At 62.8% G+C, this 19,084-nt stretch carries 19 protein-coding genes and 1 pseudogene; 9 read left to right on the forward strand and 11 right to left on the reverse strand.

Annotation, left to right across the window (positions count from 1 at the left end):
• Positions 1-35 precede the first annotated feature (35 nt).
• Both OU800_RS24135 and OU800_RS16860 read left to right on the forward strand, forming a co-directional pair.
• Positions 36-305 (forward strand): annotated as a pseudogene (locus tag OU800_RS24135) (cold shock domain-containing protein membrane protein); the annotation flags it as partial.
• Positions 306-425: 120 nt separating this feature from the next.
• Complete coding sequence (locus OU800_RS16860) at positions 426-668, forward strand: cold-shock protein (protein WP_268184357.1); 243 nt, start codon at positions 426-428, stop codon at positions 666-668.
• A 59-nt stretch (positions 669-727) separates the two neighbouring features.
• Here OU800_RS16860 and OU800_RS16865 read toward each other — a convergent pair whose 3' ends face one another.
• The gene (locus OU800_RS16865) at positions 728-934 is read right to left on the reverse strand and encodes a SlyX family protein (protein ID WP_268178479.1); all 207 of its coding nucleotides are present in this window, start codon (positions 932-934) and stop codon (positions 728-730) included.
• Entirely contained in the window at positions 931-1,362 is a 432-nt protein-coding gene (locus tag OU800_RS16870) for an HIT family protein (protein ID WP_268178481.1), read from the reverse strand. Before OU800_RS16870 ends, OU800_RS16865 begins: the two co-directional genes overlap by 4 nt.
• A 671-nt stretch (positions 1,363-2,033) precedes the next feature.
• Between OU800_RS16870 and OU800_RS16875 the strand changes: the two genes are divergently transcribed.
• Entirely contained in the window at positions 2,034-3,332 is a 1,299-nt protein-coding gene (locus OU800_RS16875; protein ID WP_268178483.1) for an OprD family porin, read from the forward strand.
• 84 nt (positions 3,333-3,416) lie between these two features.
• Here OU800_RS16875 and OU800_RS16880 read toward each other — a convergent pair whose 3' ends face one another.
• Complete coding sequence (locus OU800_RS16880) at positions 3,417-3,824, reverse strand: PaaI family thioesterase (RefSeq protein WP_268184359.1); 408 nt, start codon at positions 3,822-3,824, stop codon at positions 3,417-3,419.
• Between the two features lie 126 nt (positions 3,825-3,950).
• On the opposite strand from OU800_RS16880, the gene OU800_RS16885 reads away from it, so the two are divergent.
• Positions 3,951-5,666 (forward strand): proline--tRNA ligase, encoded by a 1,716-nt coding sequence (locus OU800_RS16885; RefSeq protein WP_268178485.1) that lies wholly within the window; start codon positions 3,951-3,953, stop codon positions 5,664-5,666.
• 23 nt (positions 5,667-5,689) lie between these two features.
• Positions 5,690-6,640, forward strand: coding sequence for a hypothetical protein (locus tag OU800_RS16890; protein ID WP_268178487.1), 951 nt, complete (start codon positions 5,690-5,692; stop codon positions 6,638-6,640).
• Positions 6,641-6,700: 60 nt separating this feature from the next.
• On the opposite strand, the gene OU800_RS16895 is transcribed toward OU800_RS16890, so the two are convergent.
• The 3 genes from OU800_RS16895 to OU800_RS16905 are packed head-to-tail and all read right to left on the reverse strand — an operon-like array spanning position 6,701 to position 8,626.
• Positions 6,701-7,522: an aldo/keto reductase gene (locus OU800_RS16895; RefSeq protein WP_268178488.1), complete on the reverse strand. Its 822-nt coding sequence runs from the start codon at positions 7,520-7,522 to the stop codon at positions 6,701-6,703.
• The gene (locus OU800_RS16900) at positions 7,509-7,943 is read right to left on the reverse strand and encodes a VOC family protein (protein ID WP_268178489.1); all 435 of its coding nucleotides are present in this window, start codon (positions 7,941-7,943) and stop codon (positions 7,509-7,511) included. Before OU800_RS16900 ends, OU800_RS16895 begins: the two co-directional genes overlap by 14 nt.
• Before the next feature lie 2 nt (positions 7,944-7,945).
• Positions 7,946-8,626 carry a class I SAM-dependent methyltransferase gene (locus OU800_RS16905; protein WP_268178491.1) on the reverse strand — a complete coding sequence of 227 codons (681 nt, stop codon included), beginning with the start codon at positions 8,624-8,626 and terminating at the stop codon, positions 7,946-7,948.
• 196 nt (positions 8,627-8,822) lie between these two features.
• On the opposite strand from OU800_RS16905, the gene OU800_RS16910 reads away from it, so the two are divergent.
• Positions 8,823-11,906, forward strand: coding sequence for a transglycosylase domain-containing protein (locus OU800_RS16910; RefSeq protein WP_442964710.1), 3,084 nt, complete (start codon positions 8,823-8,825; stop codon positions 11,904-11,906).
• A 34-nt stretch (positions 11,907-11,940) separates the two neighbouring features.
• Here the strand turns inward: OU800_RS16910 and OU800_RS16915 are convergent, their stop codons facing one another.
• From OU800_RS16915 to OU800_RS16930, 4 genes are all read right to left on the reverse strand, one after another.
• Positions 11,941-12,159: a VF530 family protein gene (locus OU800_RS16915; RefSeq protein ID WP_268178494.1), complete on the reverse strand. Its 219-nt coding sequence runs from the start codon at positions 12,157-12,159 to the stop codon at positions 11,941-11,943.
• An 84-nt stretch (positions 12,160-12,243) separates the two neighbouring features.
• Positions 12,244-13,728 (reverse strand): sodium/proline symporter PutP, encoded by a 1,485-nt coding sequence (putP, locus tag OU800_RS16920; RefSeq protein WP_268178495.1) that lies wholly within the window; start codon positions 13,726-13,728, stop codon positions 12,244-12,246.
• A 350-nt stretch (positions 13,729-14,078) separates the two neighbouring features.
• Complete coding sequence (locus OU800_RS16925) at positions 14,079-15,203, reverse strand: GNAT family N-acetyltransferase (RefSeq protein ID WP_268178496.1); 1,125 nt, start codon at positions 15,201-15,203, stop codon at positions 14,079-14,081.
• A gap of 66 nt (positions 15,204-15,269) precedes the next feature.
• The gene (locus OU800_RS16930; protein ID WP_268178497.1) at positions 15,270-15,962 is read right to left on the reverse strand and encodes an NUDIX domain-containing protein; all 693 of its coding nucleotides are present in this window, start codon (positions 15,960-15,962) and stop codon (positions 15,270-15,272) included.
• A 101-nt stretch (positions 15,963-16,063) separates the two neighbouring features.
• On the opposite strand from OU800_RS16930, the gene OU800_RS16935 reads away from it, so the two are divergent.
• From OU800_RS16935 to nadE, 3 genes are read left to right on the forward strand one after another with little or no spacing between them, the layout of a single operon-like run.
• Entirely contained in the window at positions 16,064-16,750 is a 687-nt protein-coding gene (locus tag OU800_RS16935) for a nicotinamidase (RefSeq protein ID WP_442964711.1), read from the forward strand.
• Positions 16,747-17,952 (forward strand): nicotinate phosphoribosyltransferase, encoded by a 1,206-nt coding sequence (pncB, locus tag OU800_RS16940; protein WP_268178499.1) that lies wholly within the window; start codon positions 16,747-16,749, stop codon positions 17,950-17,952. Before OU800_RS16935 ends, pncB begins: the two co-directional genes overlap by 4 nt.
• Before the next feature lie 10 nt (positions 17,953-17,962).
• Positions 17,963-18,790: an ammonia-dependent NAD(+) synthetase gene (nadE, locus tag OU800_RS16945; RefSeq protein ID WP_268178500.1), complete on the forward strand. Its 828-nt coding sequence runs from the start codon at positions 17,963-17,965 to the stop codon at positions 18,788-18,790.
• 74 nt (positions 18,791-18,864) lie between these two features.
• Here the strand turns inward: nadE and OU800_RS16950 are convergent, their stop codons facing one another.
• Positions 18,865-19,077, reverse strand: coding sequence for a hypothetical protein (locus OU800_RS16950; RefSeq protein ID WP_268184452.1), 213 nt, complete (start codon positions 19,075-19,077; stop codon positions 18,865-18,867).
• Positions 19,078-19,084: the final 7 nt, after the last annotated feature.

Genomic DNA, 19,084 nt, shown 5'->3' on the forward strand with positions numbered 1-19,084 from the left:
AGCACCTCGTCATTCAATCAGTGAGTTACTCAAACATGTTGAAAATCGCCCATCTCCTGGTGGGGCTCGCCGCCCTGCTACTGTCGCTCTTTTCCGGTATTTCCGCCCCGCAAGGCCTCCTGGGCACGCCCGATGCGCTGTACCTGGCACTGATCGCCCTACTCAACCTGACCCTGGCCCCAGTACAGAGCAACGCCACCAGCACGCTACGCCAACAACTGCAAGGTCTCGCCTCTGCCCTGCTGATTCTCGCCGCCGTACTGCAGGCATTGGTGCTGCTGGCACCGCTGCCGAGCATTGGCGGCCATCCCGCCATCTGGCTGAGCCTGCTGATCACCTTCGCCGCCGTCACTCTGCACCTGGCCTGCCAGTTACCAGCCGCGGCGAGTGCCCCCGCCATTCGCATCAGCACACGCGATGAGGCCGTGGCACACAGTGCCCCGCAAGAAGACCGCGAAACCGGCACGGTCAAGTGGTTCAACACCTCCAAGGGTTTTGGCTTCATCTCCCGCGATTCCGGCGAAGACATCTTCGTGCACTTTCGCGCCATTCGCGGTGAAGGTCACCGTGTGCTGGTAGAGGGGCAACGCGTGGAATTCTCGGTCATGCAGCGCGACAAGGGCCTGCAAGCCGAAGACGTGATCGCTGCAGCACCCTCGCGCCACTGACCCTCAAGCACCAGAAAACAAGAAGCCCGCGAATCGTCGCGGGCTTCTTGTTTTAAAACTCAGTAATGTGGCGGTGGCGCCTCGCTCTCGATCACCCCCACCTGCCCCTGCAACTCCTCCTGACGCCGCGCCAGAGCCGCCAACTGCAACTGCAGGCGCTCAATACGCCGCTGCTGCTCGACCAGCTCATCGTTGAGCGCCTGAATCGTGTCGTCCTGAAAGGCCAAGCGGCTCTCCAGTTCGGTAATGCGTGCTTCCAGACTCATGCGTCCTCCTCGGCGAAACGAAAGTCCTCGGTCAGAACCAGGCGCAGCTTGCCCTTGAGCGCCTCGACCTGCGCGGAGGTATAGGGTACTGCCGTATGCCTACCCCAGACAGGGGCCGGCCAGGCAATATCATCGCGACGGCGCACGATCACGTGCATATGCAACTGGCTCACCATATTGCCCAGCGTCGCCACGTTCATCTTGTCGGCAGCGAAGGTATCCTTGAGCGTTTCGGCCAGCCAGGTGGTTTCCTGCCAGAGCTGGCGCTGATCCTCGGCATCGAGCTGGAACAGCTCGCTGACCTCCTCACGCCTTGGCACGAGAATGAACCAGGGATATTGCGCGTCATTCATCAGCAACAGACGCGACAACGGAAAGTCCCCCAGCAGCAGGCAGTCCTGCTGCAAACGCGAATCCAGGCTGAACATGGCAGCACTCCTCTGGCGATAACCTGCACAGTTTGACATCGAGGCATCGCCCCGAGCCACAAGGCGCGCAGCATACGCAGCCTGCCCCGACAGGTCACCTCAAGAAGAGTGCACCAGCAGAATGCACCCACGTCACGAGCGCGCACCATTTTGTTTCCTTGGGTAATACCTCCTGCTACCTCGTTACCAGCAAAAGCCTACCCCCGGTAGCCAAGGCCTGACCGAGTGAACCGAGCAACACCCATGCCCCACGCCAGCAGACCAACGCAGCTCATGAAAATAGAGCCAAACGTGACGAAATTCCCGCTTTACACCCGGATGCCTCCACGAGAATCAACGGATTAGCCTGAGAATGCCATTTTGAGCACGACTCTTGCTAATGCACTGCACAATGCCCGGTACACCGTGCAGTCAACCAATAACAGCGGTATCCGGCACGACAGAACCGCGAGAGCGTCGGCTTGCCATAGCACGTCAAGAGCAGCTACAGATTTGCGACATCCTTCCCAACTCCATGCGACATGGAGCCACAGAAGCCGCAAGGAATAGACTGAAACTATCGCCAACACTGGTTGCGTGCTATAAGTTACCGCCGACACAAAAAGAAAGAGCCGCCCATATAACAAAAGATTGGGCAGCGCAACTCTTCCAAACCCCAAGGAGCATTCACGATGCAAGTGATGAAGTGGAGCGTAATCGCCCTGGCAGTCGCCGCGGGCACCAGCCAAATGGCCTTCGCCAGCGCGCAGTCCGAATCCAATGGATTTATCGAAGACAGCAGCTTCAACATTTTCAATCGCGCCCTGTATCACAACCGTGACTACAAAAACGGCGCTGACACCACTACTGACGGCGCCTCCAGCAAGCGCAATGGCTACAGTGAAGAGTTCGGCCTCGGCATCCGCCTGCTGTACGAATCTGGTTTCACCCAAGGCACCGTAGGTGTAGGTGTAGACGCACACTCACTGAGCAGCATCAAACTGGATAGTGGCAAAGGCCGCGCAGGTATCGGTCAGTTCTCGAAAAACGGTGATGGCCAGCCCGAGGACACTCAGAGCGAAGTTGGCGGTGCTGTCAAATTCCGTGTATCCAACACCGTATTGAAGTACGGCAACCAGATGGTCGCCAGTCCGGTATTTTCTACTGATGATGCACGTATCCTGCCTGAAGTCGCTACTGGCGCTCTGATCACCAGCAATGAGATTGAAGGCCTGGAACTAACTGCCGGTCGTTTCACTGCCCTGAGCAGCCAAACTGCAACTGGTAGGGACAGCAAGACTCAAGGGAACAGAACCCTGAAGTCAGCTAACATCGTGGGTGCCAGCTACAGCTTTACCGACAATTTCAGTGGTGCCATTCACGCATCCGATGTCGAAGATTTCTGGAAGAAGAAGTACGTTAACCTGAACTACACTCTGCCCTTCGCAGAGGAGCAGTCGATGAACTTCGACTTCAACTTCTATAAAACGGACGACGATGGCCAAGCACTCGCTGGCAAAGTCGATAATAAGATCTGGAGCCTGGCAGCAGCCTACTCTCTGGGCGCCCATACCTTCACCATCGTTCATCAGCGCTCCACCGGCGACACCGGCCATAACTATGGCATCGATGGCGGCGGTACCGTCTGGCTGGGTAACTCGGTTCAGTATTCCGATTTTAACGGCAAAGACGAGCGTTCCTGGCAAGCTCGTTACGACATCGACATGGCTGCCTATGGCGTACCGGGTCTGAGCTTCATGGCTCGCTACATCACCGGTGATAACGTCAGCTACGGCGCTGGCACTGAAGACGGCGAAGAGAACGAATTCAACTTCGAGACCAAATACGTCGTTCAAGAAGGCGCCGCTAAAGACCTGTCTTTCCGCGTTCGTAGCGCCATCTATCGCGCTAACAGCTCGCAGAATGCTAACTATGGCTCTGACAACAACGACTTCCGCCTGATCGTGGAGTACCCGCTGAGCGTTCTGTAATCCCTGCGATTACTTAACGACTCACGTAAAAATCAGCCCGGCTTTTGCCGGGCTGTTTCATTTCAGGCAGAACCCTTTCGCCAATCAACCCGGCAACACATAGGTGCCCGTGACATGGGCTACCAACTCCTCCTCGTTGCCCGCCGAATAGATAGAGACCTCACACACCGCCTGCCGCCGACTGAGGCGCAGAACGGTGGCATGCGCCAACAGATCCACCGGCCTGGGCTTGACCAGGAAATTGATATTCAGATTGGACGTCACCGCCATTTCCACACGCCCCAGGCGCCCGAGCACGACGGCATACATGGCGGCATCCCCCAGGGCCATCATGGTCGGGCCGGAAAGCGTGCCGCCCGGGCGAACCAACCTGGCGTGAAACGGCACACGCGCCACTACACCCTCGGCATCGAGCCGGTCGATGCGCAGGTCGATATCCTCTGCCATGGGCAGCCCGGCCCGAATCAGCGCCTGCACCTCTGGCGCGGTCAATGTCGACATCTTCCACTCCCCCGTACGATCACGCCAATGGGCTTGCCCACGTCCTGTACGGCACTGTGCAGGCACCGTACAATGCCGGGCTACTACACGCCCTAGCAACCGACAGAACGGCCAAACATGCGTACCAGTCAGTTCCTGCTCTCGACCCTGAAAGAAACCCCTTCCGATGCCGTGGTGATCAGCCACCAGCTGATGCTGCGTGCCGGCATGATCCGCAAGCTGGCCTCCGGCCTGTACACCTGGCTGCCGATGGGCCTGCGCGTACTGCGCAAGGTGGAGAACGTGGTACGCGAGGAAATGAACGCCGCCGGCGCCCTGGAAGTGCTGATGCCGGCCATCCAGCCGGCCGAACTGTGGCAGGAGTCCGGTCGCTGGGTGCAATACGGCCCCGAGCTGCTGCGCGTCAAGGATCGCCATGACCGCGAATTCTGCGTCGGCCCGACCCATGAGGAAGTGATCACCGAGCTGGCCCGCAACGAGCTGAACAGCTACAAGCAGTTGCCGATCAACTTCTATCAGATCCAGACCAAGTTCCGTGACGAGATCCGTCCGCGCTTCGGCCTGATGCGTGGCCGCGAGTTCATCATGAAGGACGCCTACTCCTTCCATGCCGACCAGGCGTCCTTGCAGGAAACCTACGACCGCATGCACCAGGCGTACTGCAACGTCTTCACCCGCCTGGGCCTGAACTTCCGCCCGGTGCAGGCCGATACCGGCTCCATCGGTGGCACCGGCTCGCACGAATTCCATGTGCTGGCCGACTCCGGTGAGGACGATATCGCCTTCAGCGACAGCTCCGATTACGCCGCCAACATCGAAAAAGCCGAAGCGCTGCCGCGCGAGAAAAGCCGCCCGGCGCCGACCGAAGAACTGCGCCTGGTCGATACCCCGAATGCCAAGACCATCGCCGCCCTGGTCGAAGGCTTCGACCTGCCGATCGAGAAGACCATCAAGACCCTGATCGTGCACGCCGCCGAAGAAGGCAAGCTGATCGCCCTGGTGGTGCGTGGCGACCACGAACTCAACGAGATCAAGGCCGCCAACCTGGAGCAGGTCGCCAGCCCGCTGACCATGGCCAGCGATGCCGAACTGCGCGCGGCCATCGGTGCCGGTGCCGGTTCCCTCGGCCCGCTGAACCTGCCGTTGCCGGTGATCATCGACCGTTCCGTGGAGCTGATGAGCGACTTCGTCATCGGTGCCAACATCGACGACAAGCACTACTTCGGCGTCAACTGGGAGCGCGACCTGCCGGTGCCCACCGTGGCCGACCTGCGCAACGTCGTCGAAGGTGACCCCAGCCCGGATGGCCAGGGCACCCTGGTGATCAAGCGCGGCATCGAAGTCGGGCATATCTTCCAGCTCGGCACCAAGTACAGCGAGGCGATGAACTGCCAGGTGCTGGGTGAGAACGGCAAGCCGGTGACCCTGACCATGGGCTGCTACGGTATTGGCGTTTCCCGCGTGGTGGCAGCCGCCATCGAACAAAATTTCGACGAGCGCGGCATTCGCTGGAACGACGCCCTGGCGCCCTTCCACATCGCCCTGATACCGCTGCGCTACGAAACCGAGCAGGTCCGCGAGGCCACCGACAAGCTCTATGCCGAGCTGACCGCCGCTGGTTTCGAGGTGCTGCTGGATGACCGCGACAAGAAGACCAGCCCCGGCATCAAGTTCGCCGACATGGAGCTGATCGGCATTCCGCACCGCGTCGTGGTCAGCGATCGTGGCCTGGCCGAGGGTAACCTCGAGTACAAGAGCCGCGCCGAGACCGAGCCGCAAGCCGTCGCCCTGGCCGATATCCTGCCCTTCCTGCAAGCCCGTATCAGCCGCTGATCACAGCGCACCGCCGAGCCATCATGCACACGAGCTACAACCTTCGCCTCATCGGCGCCGCCCTGTGCGGCGCCCTCTTCCTCGGCGGCTGCGCCAATCAATTGCCGCAGCGCAGCGAACACGAGGAGCGTATCGAACGCAAACTGCTGGATCACAGCCTGCAGATCGATGTCGGTGAACCCAAGGTGCTGGAGCTGCCGCAACGGCGCGTGCGCGTGCATGAGCAGAAGAGCTTCGAGGTCACTGCCTTCGAGGTTACCCGTCGCTACGACCGCTACACCCCCTACCAGCCCTGGCGCGAGCTCTACGAGGTGCCCATGGGTGCGGTGGCGGTGGTCGCCGGTGTCGGTGCCAACGTGCTCAACGTGGTGCTGCTCGGCAGCCTGCCGGAAACCGCGACCCGTGACTGGATCAGCTACGGCATGGCCGGCCTCAACCCCTTCATGAACGTCGAGTCCAACGGCCGCGCGGAGCAGAACCTGGCCAGCATCAACGAAACCCAGCGTGATCGGCGCATGGAGTACAGCAACCTGCCATGGGCCGAGCGCCCTGTGCAGGTCAAGGCCAACCAGCAACAATTCGAGCTGCTCACCGATCGCAATGGCGTGCTACGCCTGAACCTGCTCGACAGCCCCTTCAGTGAACAGGACATCGGCCGCATCGGCACCCTGCTGCTGAGCGTCGAGGATGAACAGGGTCAGGCCCGGGCGCAGGCCAGCCTGCTGGTCAGCCATACCCTGCGCAGCAAGTTGCGCGAAGCCCATGACCTGATCTTCGACGACCTGGAAGGCGACGACGTGGCCCAGTGGGTGCATCGGGTCAAACGCCTGTCCGACCTCGGCCTGGAAGAAGAAGCCAGCGAGCTGGAACAGAGCCTGATCGAGCTGACCCGCAATGATCCGGAATTGCAGGAGGCCTTCCTCAAGGCGCTGCTCAAGGACGCCGGACGCCTGGCGGCCGATCCAGCCAACTGATTGCCGGCGGCAGATCCTGTCGCCTTTCCGTTCCGGGGCAATGCCACGCTGCCAGCCCCTTCAGACCATTTCCAGCGGTCGCTTGCCCTGCGGCGGTGCGAAGGCCTCATCCAACAAAACCAGGTCATCCGCCTGCAGGCTAATGGCAGCCGCCGCGGCGTTATCGCGCAGATGCGAACTGTCGACCGCCTTGGGAATGGCAATCACGCCGTCCTGCCTGAGTGTCCAGGCCAACGCTACCTGAGCCGGCGTCCCCCCATGCCGCTCGGCGACCTGGCGCAGCCTGGGCTCATGCAGCAAGGCACCCGCCTGACTCAGCGGACAGTAGGCCATCAGCGGCATGCCAACGCGCTGCTGCCAAGGCAACAGATCATGTTCGATGCCACGTGCTTCCAGGTTGTACAGCACCTGATTGGTTCGGCACGCCGGCTGATCCAGTTCGAGCAGGTCGTCCAGATCGAAGTTGGAAACGCCCCAGGCCGCGATCTTGCCATGCTCACGCAGCCGCTCGAAGCCTTCGACGGTCTCCGCCAGCGGATGGCGACCGCGCCAGTGCAGCAGGTAGAGATCGATACGCTCGCAACCCAGGCGCTTCAGGCTGCGCTCACAGGCCGCCTGGACACCGTCCAGACTGGCGTTGTGCGGATAGACCTTGCTGACCAGAAACACCTCGTCACGGCGCCCGGCAATGGCCTCGCCCACCACTTGCTCCGCGCCACCCTCGCCGTACATCTCGGCGGTGTCGATCAGGCTCAGCCCCAGATCCAGCCCTTCACGCAGTGCGGCGACCTCACGCGCGCGCTGGCGCTCATCCTCACCCATGCGCCAGGTGCCCTGGCCGATCACCGGCACCTGCACGCCTGCCAATTCAATTCTGCGCATCGCTTTCTCCCACAGGGCTTCTGACCAGGTCATACCCCTCACCACGCCATTGCAGCAGACACAGTCCGTGGCCAAAGGGATCGCTCAATGTGACCAGACGTCCCCAGTCATGTTCACTGATCTCACCTTCCTGTTGCGCGCCAGCGGCGAGCACCCGCGCCAGCGCAGTGTCCAGATCATCGACGAGCAGATCCAGATGCAACGGCATCCAGTGCCGCTGATAGTCGCGCCGCACGTCGGCCTGCGAACACGCTGGAGTGGCTGCGGCCTTGTGCAACAGGTAGAGCGGTACGCCTGCGCCGAGTAGCTCGACGACCGTGCCATCAAACAACACTCGTCCGACGCTCAGCCCGAGGGCCTGCTGATAGAAAGCCACCGCAGCCGGCAGATCGGGAACGTCGAGATTCAGCAGCAATTGCATGATCAGAGCGGCTTGAGCAGCAGCAGCAGCGATACCGGCTGCACGCTTTCCGGGTGCAGTGGCTCCTGCAGCCACTCCAGGCGCCAGCCAGTGGCCGCGATCAGGCTCAACCAGGACTGCAACGTGCGGAAGAACCAGGGCATGGGCGCCTTGAAACCTTCACCGAAACCGGCGAAATCCTCGACCCGCCAGCCGTCCTGATAGGGCTCCCCGTGGCTGGCGCGCCAGGGGTGCAGGGTCTGGATCAACAGGCTGCCACCCGGCGCCAACAGCCCGTGCAGGCTCTGCATGAAGGCTTCGAGCGGCTCTTCGAGCAGGGCGAAATTGCACACCAGCACCTCGAAGCGCCCCAACTGCTCGGCATGGTTCTGCAATTCGGCATAGCCGCACACACGGTACTGGCTGCCGCCCTTGCAGGCGGCGCGCGCCTGTTCGATCAGGGGCGCCGAAGCATCCACACCCACCGACTCGATGCCATGCTCGAACAGGCCACGGCATAGCCAGCCTTCGCCACAGCCGATGTCCAGCACGCGCCTGGGCTGCAAGGCCAGCACGGCCTGGAGGATCGCCGCATCGGTCACCAGGCGACGGCTCTCGATGCGCTGCTCACGTACCGCCGCCGCCCAGGCATCGGCATTGGCCTGCCAGCTCAACTGCAATTGTTCACGGTGATCGCGTTGCATGGGGGAGTCCTTGCGCGAGACGTGCTAGGGTCTGTTGCCGTTTCGCGCACGGCCGCGACGGAACGGCAACAGACCCTAGGCATTCTAGGGCCTATTGCAGAGGCACGCACGGCTCCCAGCAACTATCGGGTAGACGGGCTAGACTGCAGTTACACGACAAGCATCTGATAGCTGAGCGTGGCACGAGTGGTGGGTCATGGGCGTATCAAGGCACTCCGCTTTTCAGCGGTACGACCATTCGCAGCAAGGAATGCAGGCGCGCAAAAGGAGACGGCACAGACGCCGGCTCTGCTATGCGTTGTTGGCGCTGCTGATACTGGGCGCGGCCCTGCTACTGGCCTTCGAGCTACGCAGCGCGCATTTCCAGTCCCGTGAGCTGAGCCGCTATGCCGCCACCCTGACCTACCAGTTGGCGCCGGGGCCGAGCCCGGCCATCGTTTACCCCAGCGACGGCCCGTTCGACAAACGCCAGGGCTACGCCTATCTGCCCCTGCTGCTCGAGCGCCTGCAGCAACGCGATTTCAGCATCACCGAGCAGGTGCGTTTCTCTCCGGCACTGCTGCGCTACAGCCAGAGCGGGTTCTTCCCGCCCTATGTGGAGAAGAGCAGCAGCGGCCTGACGCTGACCGACTGCCGTGGCCTGCCCTTCTATGACTTCCACTATCCCCGACAAGGCTACGCCAGCTTCGCGGACATCCCACCCCTGGTTGTCAGCAGCCTGCTGTTCATCGAGAACCGTCATCTGCTGGATCCCACGCAACCCCTGGCCAACCCAGCCGTCGACTGGCCACGTTTCGCCATGGCGGCGCTGTCGCAGCTCGGCAAGCTGCTCGACATGCAGGATCAGTCCGCCGGTGGCAGCACCCTGGCCACGCAACTGGAGAAGTACCGCCATTCCCCGGACGGGCTGACGTTGTCTGGCGGGGAAAAACTGCGCCAGATGATTTCCGCCAGCGTGCGTGCTTACCAGCAAGGCCCGCAGACCCTGGCCGCACGCCAGCGCATCGTGCGCGACTACCTCAACAGCGTGCCCTTGTCGGCGGCGCCCGGGCATGGCGAGGTGCATGGTCTGGCCGATGGTCTGCACATCTGGTACGGCGCCGACTTCGCCCAGGTCAACGCCCTGCTCGACCCTGCACGCACGCCCCAGGCCAGTGCCGCCGAGCGGGGCCTGGCGTTGCGTCAGGTGCTGTCGCTGATGATCGCCCAGCGTCGCCCGACCTATTACCTGGCCCAGGGTCGCAAGGATCTGCAAGCCCTGACCGACAGCCATATCCGCCTACTGGCCAGTGCCGGGGTGATTGACTCCAAGCTGCGCGACGCCGCACTGGATCAGCCCATGGAGTACCGCGACTGGGCACTGCAGCCCAACCTGCGCACGGTGGAGAACGACAAGGGCATCAGCGTGGTACGCTCGCGCCTGTCCAGCCTGCTGGGCATGCCGCTGTATGACCTCGACCGCCTCGATCTCAGCGCCCACAGCACGCTGCAACATGATCTCCAGCAGGCCGTCAGCCGCTACCTGCAACGCCTGGCCGAACCGGGCTTCGCGGAAGACATCGGGCTGTTCGGCGAACGCCTGCTGTCACCGCAGAAAACCGCCGCCGTGCGCTACAGCTTCACCCTGTTCGAGCGCACCGCCAATGGCAGCCTGGTGCGGGTGCAGACCGACAGCACCGATCAGCCGTTCGACATCAACGAAGGCAGCAAGCTGGAGCTGGGCTCCACCGCCAAGCTGCGGGTATTGACCACCTATCTGGAGATCATCGCCGAGCTGCATCGCCGCCATGCCGGAAAATCCGCCGCCGAGCTGGCTGCGCTGGATATCGCCGAACAGGATCCGCTAAGTCGCTGGAGCATCGATTACCTGCGCCGGCATCCTGATGCCGACCTGGCCAGCATGCTCGATGCCGCGCTACAACGGCGCTATTCGGCCAACCCACACGAGCGTTTCTTCACCGGCGGCGGCGTGCATACCTTCGGCAACTTCCGACGCCAGGACAACGACCGCAATCCCACAGTGCGCGAGGCGCTGCGCGAGTCGATCAACCTGCCCTTCGTACGCCTGATGCGCGACCTGGTGCGCTACAGCACCTACCAGAACAGCGCCGAACTGCTCAAGGACGACGAGGATCCACGCCGCCTGCAATATCTGCAGCGTTTCGCCGACCGCGAAGGGCGCACCTTCCTCCTGCGCTTCTGGCGCAAGTACCAGGGCCAACCCGAGCAACTGCGTTTGGAAACCTTCCTCAGCGGTCTGCAGCAAACCCCAGTACGCCTGGCCGCCGTGCATCGCTACCTGCACCCCGACGCCGAGCGCGACAGCTTCGCCGCCTTCCTGCGCGCACAGCTACCGCAACAGGCGCTGAGCGACGCACGCATCGAGCAGCTCTACACGCGTTATGCCCCCGGTGCCTACAGCCTGCCGGATCAGGGCTACATCGCCCGGGTGCATCCACTGGAACTGTGGCTGTTGGGCTTTCTCGCCAGCCACCCGCAGGCCAGCTTCGAGGATGCCGTCGCCGCCAGCTTCGGCGAGCGTCAGGAGGTCTACGGCTGGCTCCTGCGCAGCCGGCATAAGAGCGCCCGCGACAGCCGCATTCGCATCATGCTGGAGGTGGAGGCCTTCTCCGACATCCACCGGCGCTGGCGCAACCTGGGCTACCCCTTCGGCCATCTGGTGCCCTCGCTGGCCACCGCCCTGGGCAGCTCGGGTGATCGCCCAGCGGCCCTGGCCGAGCTCATGGGCATCATCCAGAACGACGGCATCCGCCAGCCGGTGCTACGCATCGAAAGCCTGCACTTCGCCGTTGGCACGCCCTACGAAACCCGCCTGCACAACGAAGGACGCAAGGCGCGCCGGGTCATGCCTTCGGAGGTCGCTGCGGCGCTGCGCGAAGCCCTTTCGCAGGTGGTCGAAGGCGGCACTGCCAGGCGCCTGCAGGGCAGTTTCCAATTGGCGAACGGACAACTGCTGACCCTGGGTGGCAAGACCGGCACCGGCGACAACCGCATCGAAAGCGTGGGTTCTGGGGGCCGCGTGCTCAGTTCACGGGCGCTCAACCGCACGGCCACCTTCGTCTTCTACCTCGGTCCGCGGCATTACGGCACCCTCACCGCCTTCGTGCCTGGGCGCGACGCCGAGGGGTTCTCCTTCACCTCGGCACTGCCGGTGCAAGTGCTCAAGGGTATGGCGCCGATCCTGGCCCCCTACCTCGAAGCCGCCAGCGCCACGCTGTGCACAACGCCTACCAGCACCACCCGGATCAGTTGGCAGTAAACCGACGCCAACGCATCACGCTGCTGGCAGGCACTCAATCGCCTACACGGAAGGTCTGCAGGTACAACGCCTCGACCTTGGCCCGTGCCCAGGGCGTCTTGCGCAGGAAGGTCAGGCTCGACTTGATGCTCGGCTCATGCTTGAAACAGCGCACGTCCACCTCGCGCGCCAGCCCCTCCCAGCCGAGACGCTCGACCAGTGCGGTGAGAATTGTCTGCAGGCTGAGGCCGTGCAAGGGATCGTTGCTGTGCATGAGGCAGTTCCGTGTTCAGATCGCATGAAATGAAAAAAGGCGATGACTGCCGTGCAATCATCGCCTTCTGTACAGCCTGCCGGATTATACCGACTTGTATTCCTGCTCGGCCTTGTCGAAGCGGCTGATCATCGAGGCGCTCGGCGCCTGACCGATACGGCTGAAGACGACGATGGCCAGGGTGGCGAGGATGAAGCCCGGAATGATCTCGTACAGACCCAGGCCGATCCAGTTCTTCCACACGATCACGGTAGCCGCACCGACCAGCATACCGGCCAGTGCGCCGTTGCGGGTCATGCCCTTCCACACCAGAGAGAGGATCACCACCGGGCCGAAGGCAGCACCGAAACCAGCCCAGGCGTAGGACACCAGGCCCAGTACGCGGTTATCCGGATTGGCGGCCAGAGCGATGGCCACCAGAGCCACCAGCAGCACCATGGCGCGGCCGACCCAGACCAGCTCGGTCTGCGAAGCGCCCTTGCGCAGGAAGGCCTTGTAGAAATCTTCGGTCAGGGCACTGGAGCACACCAGCAGTTGGCAACTCAGGGTGCTCATCACCGCGGCGAGGATGGCAGACAGCAGGATGCCGGCGATCCAGGGGTTGAACAGCAGCTTGGCCAGCTCGATGAACACGCGTTCCGGGTTCTCGCCGACCGGGCCGGCTACGTCCGGGTGTGCCGAGAAGTAGGCGATACCGAAGAAGCCAACGGCAACGGCACCAGCCAGGGTCAGGATCATCCAGGTCATGGAGATGCGGCGAGCAGCCGGGATCGAGCGCACCGAATCGACCGCCATGAATCGCGCCAGGATATGCGGCTGGCCGAAGTAGCCCAGGCCCCAGGCCATCAGCGAGATCACGCCGACGAAGGTGGCGCCCTTGAGCATGTCGAAGTGGCTGGCGTCGACCGCCTCGATGGCCACCATGGCCGGGTCGAAACCACCAGTGGCGATCATCACCACCACGGGAGTGAGGATCAGCGCGAAGATCATCAGGGTGGCCTGCACGGTGTCGGTCCAGCTCACCGCCAGGAAACCACCGATGAAGGTGTAGGCGATGGTGGCGGCAGCGCCGGCCCACAGTGCGGTTTCGTAGGACATGCCGAAGGTGCTCTCGAACAGACGGGCGCCGGCCACCACGCCGGAGGCGCAGTAGATGGTGAAGAACACCAGGATCACCAGCGCCGAGAAGATACGCAGGATGCGGCTGTTGTCCTCGAAACGATTGGTGAAGTAGTCCGGCAGGGTCAGCGCGTTACCATTGTGCTCGGTCTGCACACGCAGACGGCCGGCCACGAACAGCCAGTTCAGGTAGGCGCCGATGACCAGGCCAATGGCAATCCAGCTTTCCGAGATACCGGCAACGAAGATGGCGCCCGGCAGGCCCATCAGCAACCAGCCGCTCATATCCGAAGCACCGGCGGACAGCGCGGTGACGAAACTGCCGAGGCTGCGGCCACCGAGGATGTAGTCGGAAAGGTTCTTGGTACGCAGATAGGCGATCAGACCGATCAGCACCATGGCGGCGATGTACACCACGAAGGTGACCAGCATTGGAGTACTAGCTGTCATTTGGGGGGCTCCCCTCTCGTTTGTTGTTATAGGGCGTGGACTCGGCCACTCCCAGCATTGGCAAAACGCATTCGCTCGGGGCGAACACCACGCAAGCACCACGCCGTGTTGATACGGATCATGGGAGGTGGTACCCGGTTCATCCTAGGCTATCTACGAAAAGCATTAGCCTTCGGCGTTCTTTCGTACAGAGCCTAGCAAGACACCGGCAAAAACGGCCTGATAACAGCCGACGGCGGAATGTAGAGGTTGCACCGCGTCTGCTTCTTGCAAAAAACTCTGGATTTTTTGCAGGAAACTCCAGCACCGGGCACTTACCGACGTGCGTGCCATCACCGCGAGGCGCGCGATCATAACTGCCGGAAGGGCAGATAACCACGGGCCTCTTCGGCATAGGCGCGCACGCCTGGGCGCTCTTGCTCGAGAAAATCCGCCACGGCGGCACGCAAGCCAGGATGGCAGAGACGGTGCCAGGAATGCGTGATGACCGGCTCGAAACCACGAATCAGCTTGTGTTCGCCCTGCGCGCCAGCATCGAAGCGGGCATAGCCGGCATCGATGGCCAACGCCATGCCCTGATAGAAACAGGTCTCGAAATGCAGGCGGTCGAACTCGGCCAGGCAGCCCCAGTAGCGCCCATAGAGGGTATCGCCGCCCACCAAGCAGAAGGCCATGGCCACTGCACGGCCATGCTGGCGCGCCAGCACCAGGCGAATCGCCTCGGGCATGCGCTCGGCCAGCAGGCTGAAGAAAGCGCGCGTCAGGTAGGGTGCCTGGCCGCGCACATGGTAGGTATTGGCATAGCAGTGGTAAACGAAATCCCAGTCCGCCTCGCTCAGCTCATGGCCCTGACGCCAGTCGAACTCGATGCCCTGCCCGGCCACCTGCTCGCGCTCCTTGCGCATTTGCTTGCGTTTGCGCGAGCTGAGCGCATCGAGAAAGTCCTGGAAGTCGCGATAGCCACGGTTGTGCCAGTGGAACTGGCAACCCAGGCGCTGCAACCAACCGTCACGCCCGGCCAGCACCTGATCGCAAGCCGGCGAAGTGAAGTTGACATGCAGGCTCGACAGCCCCTCGTCCTCCAGGGCGATGCTCAGGGCATCGAGCAACTGCTCCGCCGCCTGCGCCGCGCCGAGCAGGCGCGCACCAGCGACTGGCGAGAACGGCACGCCACCGAGCAGCTTGGGGTAATAGGCGATACCGGCGCGCCGACAGGCATCGGCCCAGGCATGGTCGAACACGTATTCGCCATAGGAATGCTGCTTGAGATAGGCCGGCAGCGCCGCCTGCACCTGCCCACTCTCATCGCACCAGAGGCGATGCGATGGCTGCCAGCCACTGTGCCCGCCGACGCTGCCGCTGTCCTCCAGTGCGGAGAGAAAGGCATGGCGCACGAAGGGCTGCGGCTCGGGCAACAGCGCATCCCAGGTAGCGGCCGGCAGCGCATTGAGTGAGTCGAGGCTCTGTAAGGGCATGGCGAAGATCTCGTGGCGCGAACGACATCGGCACAGGATGACAGTCCGTACGTGGCCTGTCAGCGTTCAGGCGAGCAGGCTGCGGTCGAAGATGAAGGCGCCCGTCGCCACCGGGCGGTGCTCCAGCAAGTTCTGGGGTCGCCCCATCTTCGGGTAGTTCTTCTCGCCGGTGTCATGGATCCAGCCTTGCGCCTTCATTCTGTCCAGGCGCCCGCGCAAGGTGGTGTGCTGCAGCGGCTGGCCCAGACAGGCCTGGAACGCACCGAGCGCCTCGGTCACGGTGAAGCGCGACGCCAGCAGGTATAGCGGCAGCGAGCTGTACACCGACTTGCCCTGCAGGCGTTCCACCGCCAGGCGTACCAGTTGCGCATGGTCGAAAGGCAACGCCTGCGCGCCGCGGGTGACCGCCTGCGCCTCGACGAAGCGCAGGTTTTCGTCCTGCGCCTCGGCGTCCGGTGCCAGCAACGCCAGGTAGCAGGTGCTCAGCGACCAGCCACGCGGGTCGCGCACGCCATTGCCCACCGTCGCCACCTGTTCCAGATACTGTGGCTGCAGCCTGGCCTTGTCCGCCAGGGCACGGGCGGCGGCGGCATCCAGGCTGGCATCGGCACAACGACCGTTGACCAGCACACCCGGCAGTGCCCATTGCCCGGCATAGGGCTCACGCTGACGGCGCAGCAGCAGCACCTGCAGACCACCTTCGTCGCCCAGACGCAGGGCCACGATATCCACCCCGGCCAGAACCTCCACTGCACTCATCGCGTCCCTCAATTTTCCTTACCACTTACTTCATCTTGACCAATAATCCGCCATCTTTCACGCCCCGATGAGAAAAACCTCTTGACTACATATTTCACCAGATGAAATATGTAGTCACCCCATGCGCAAGAAGGAGGCGCACCATGAAGATCGCCAGCCTCGACGTAGACGCTCAGAAAGGCTTTACCCCGCTGTGCCCCGACGAACTGCCCGTACCCGAAGGCGATACCATAGTGCCGGCGCTGAACCAGATGGCCATGCGCGGGCAGTTGCGCCTCGGCAGCAAGGACGCCCACAGCCCGCAGGCCGCCTGGGTGGTGCCGGAACCTGCGCAGATGCTGCAACCCCTGCCGCTGGCCAATGCCGACCTCACCTGGGTCAGCCATTGCGTACCCGGCACCCCCGGTTTCGAGCTGCTGGACGGATTGCCCGCGCCTCTGGATTACGACTACTTCGTGTGGAAAGGCGTGGAGCCGGATCTGCACCCCTACGGCGCCTGCTATCACGACCTGGCCGAGAAACGCAGCACAGGCGTGATCGAATTTCTTCGGCAAAATGGCGTCGACCTTGTATTGGTCGGCGGCCTGGCGCTGGATTACTGCGTCAAGACCACGGCCCTGCAACTGCGCCGCGCAGGCTTCGAGGTGATCGTCCACCTGCCGGCCTGCCGCGCAATCGCCAGCGAAACTGCCGAAGCCGCCTGCGTCGCCATGCGCGAGCGCGGCATCACCCTCAGCGCCAGCCTGGAACAGCTGGACAGCCTCTTAGCCAAGGAGAATCCGCGATGAGCGAGAGCATCTTCGCCGAGCGTATCGTGCAGAACCTGCTGGACACCGACTTCTACAAGCTGACCATGATGCAGGCAGTGCTGCACAACTACCCCAACGCCGAGGTGGAATGGGAATTCCGCTGCCGCAGCAGCGAGGATCTGACCCCTTATCTGGCCGAGATCCGTTACCAGATCGAACGTCTGAGCGAACTGAGCCTGAGTGTCGACCAGCTCGCCTTCCTCGAGCGCATCTCCTTCATCAAACCGGACTTCATCCGTTTCCTCAGCCTGTTCCGCTTCAACCTGCGCTACGTGCACACCAGCATCGAAGATGGCCAGTTGAGCATTCGCCTGCGCGGCCCCTGGCTGCACGTGATCCTCTTCGAGGTTCCGCTGCTGGCCGTCGTCAGCGAAGTACGCAACCGCTATCGCTACCGCGAAGTCCTGCTGGAGCAGGCCGCCGAACGCCTCTACGAGAAATTCGACTGGCTCAAGGCCGAAGCCTCGCCAAGCGAACTGGCCGGCTTCCAGCTCGCCGATTTCGGCACCCGCAGGCGCTTCTCCTACCGCGTGCAGGAGCAGGCGGTGCATATCCTCAAGCGCGACTTCCCTGGCCGTTTCGTCGGCACCAGCAACGTGCACCTGGCACGCGAATTCGACCTCAAGCCCATCGGCACCATGGCCCACGAATGGCTGATGGCGCACCAGCAACTGGGCCCACGCCTGATCGACAGCCAGATCGCCGCGCTCGACTGCTGGGTACGTGAGTACCGTGGCCTGCTCGGTATCGCCCTGACCGACTGCATCACCATGGACGCCTTCCTGGCGGATTTCGACCTGTACTTCGCCAAGCTCTTCGACGGCTTGCGTCACGACTCCGGCGACCCGCTGGTGTGGGCGGAAAAAGCCATCGCCCACTACGAGAAGCTCGGCATCGACCCGATGAGCAAGACCCTGGTGTTCTCCGACGGCCTCGACCTGCCCAAGTCGCTACGGCTCTACCGTGCACTTAGCGGGCGAATACACGTAAGCTTCGGCGTTGGCACCAACCTGACCTGCGACATCCCCGGCGTCGAGCCGATGAACATCGTGATCAAGATGATCGCCTGCAACGGTCAGCCGGTGGCCAAGATCTCCGATACACCCGGCAAGACCCAATGCCGCGACGAGAATTTCGTCCACTACCTCAAACACGTCTTTCGCGTCCCTGACGCCCAGTGAGGACACCGACATGAGCAACCGCCAAGCCGAAATCGCCGCCGCCCTCGATGTGGTGCCGCCCTTCGCCGACGAGGCCGCGCTGATCGCCCAGATCGAGAAGCGCAAGACCTTCATCAAGAACAGCCTGAAGAATGCCGGCCTCAAGGTGCTGGTGCTGGGCATCAGTGGTGGCGTCGACTCGCTGACCGCCGGGCGTCTGGCCCAGCTCTCGGTCGAGGAACTGCGGGCGGAAACCGGCGATAGCACCTACCGCTTCATCGCCGTGCGCCTGCCGCACAACGCTCAGCACGACGAGCACGATGCCCAGGATTCGCTGAAATTCATCCGCGCCGATGAAGAGGACACGGTCAATATCGCCAGCAGCGTGACCGGCCTCGGCGAGCAGGTCACCCATCTGCAGAAACTCAGCGATGCACGCCGCGACTTCGTCGTCGGCAATATCAAGGCGCGTATCCGCATGGTCGCCCAGTTCGCCATCGCCAACGCCAACAATGGCCTGGTGATCGGCACCGACCATGCTGCCGAAGCGGTAATGGGCTTCTTCACCAAGTTCGGTGACGGCGCCTGCGACCTCGCCCCGCTGTCCGGCCTGGTGAAGAAGCAGGTGCGCGCCATTGCCGCACATCTGGGCGCACCGCAGCACCTGGTGATGAAAACCCCGACCGCCGACCTGGAAGAGCTGCGCCCAGGCAAACCGGACGAGGAAGCGCACGGCGTGACCTATGCCGAGATCGACGCCTTTCTGCATGGCGAAAAGGTCAGCGACGAAGCCTATGCCACCATCGTGCGCACCTACGACAACACTCGCCACAAGCGCGAGCTGCCGCTGGTGCCCTGATAATTCGCAGGCATAACGAAGAAGCCGGGCATTACCCGGCTTCTTCGTATTCGGCATGGGGATGGAGCGCCCTCTCAGAACCGTCCGTTGACCACTCGCTCGGCCGGACGTGCGCTGCGCTCGCAGATTTCTCGAGGGCGGCAACCGGCAACCGGCGCAGGAGGCGGCTGATCGGGCAAGGTCGGCTCGCCCGGCTCCTGCGGCGGCACGGGTTTACCGGGCTGATCCGGCACGTCGGGATTGGGCTGGCCGGGAATGGCGGCAGCATTGAGGTCGACAAGGGACATGGCGGGC

The organism is Pseudomonas sp. GOM7, from assembly GCF_026723825.1.
GTDB lineage: Bacteria > Pseudomonadota > Gammaproteobacteria > Pseudomonadales > Pseudomonadaceae > Aquipseudomonas.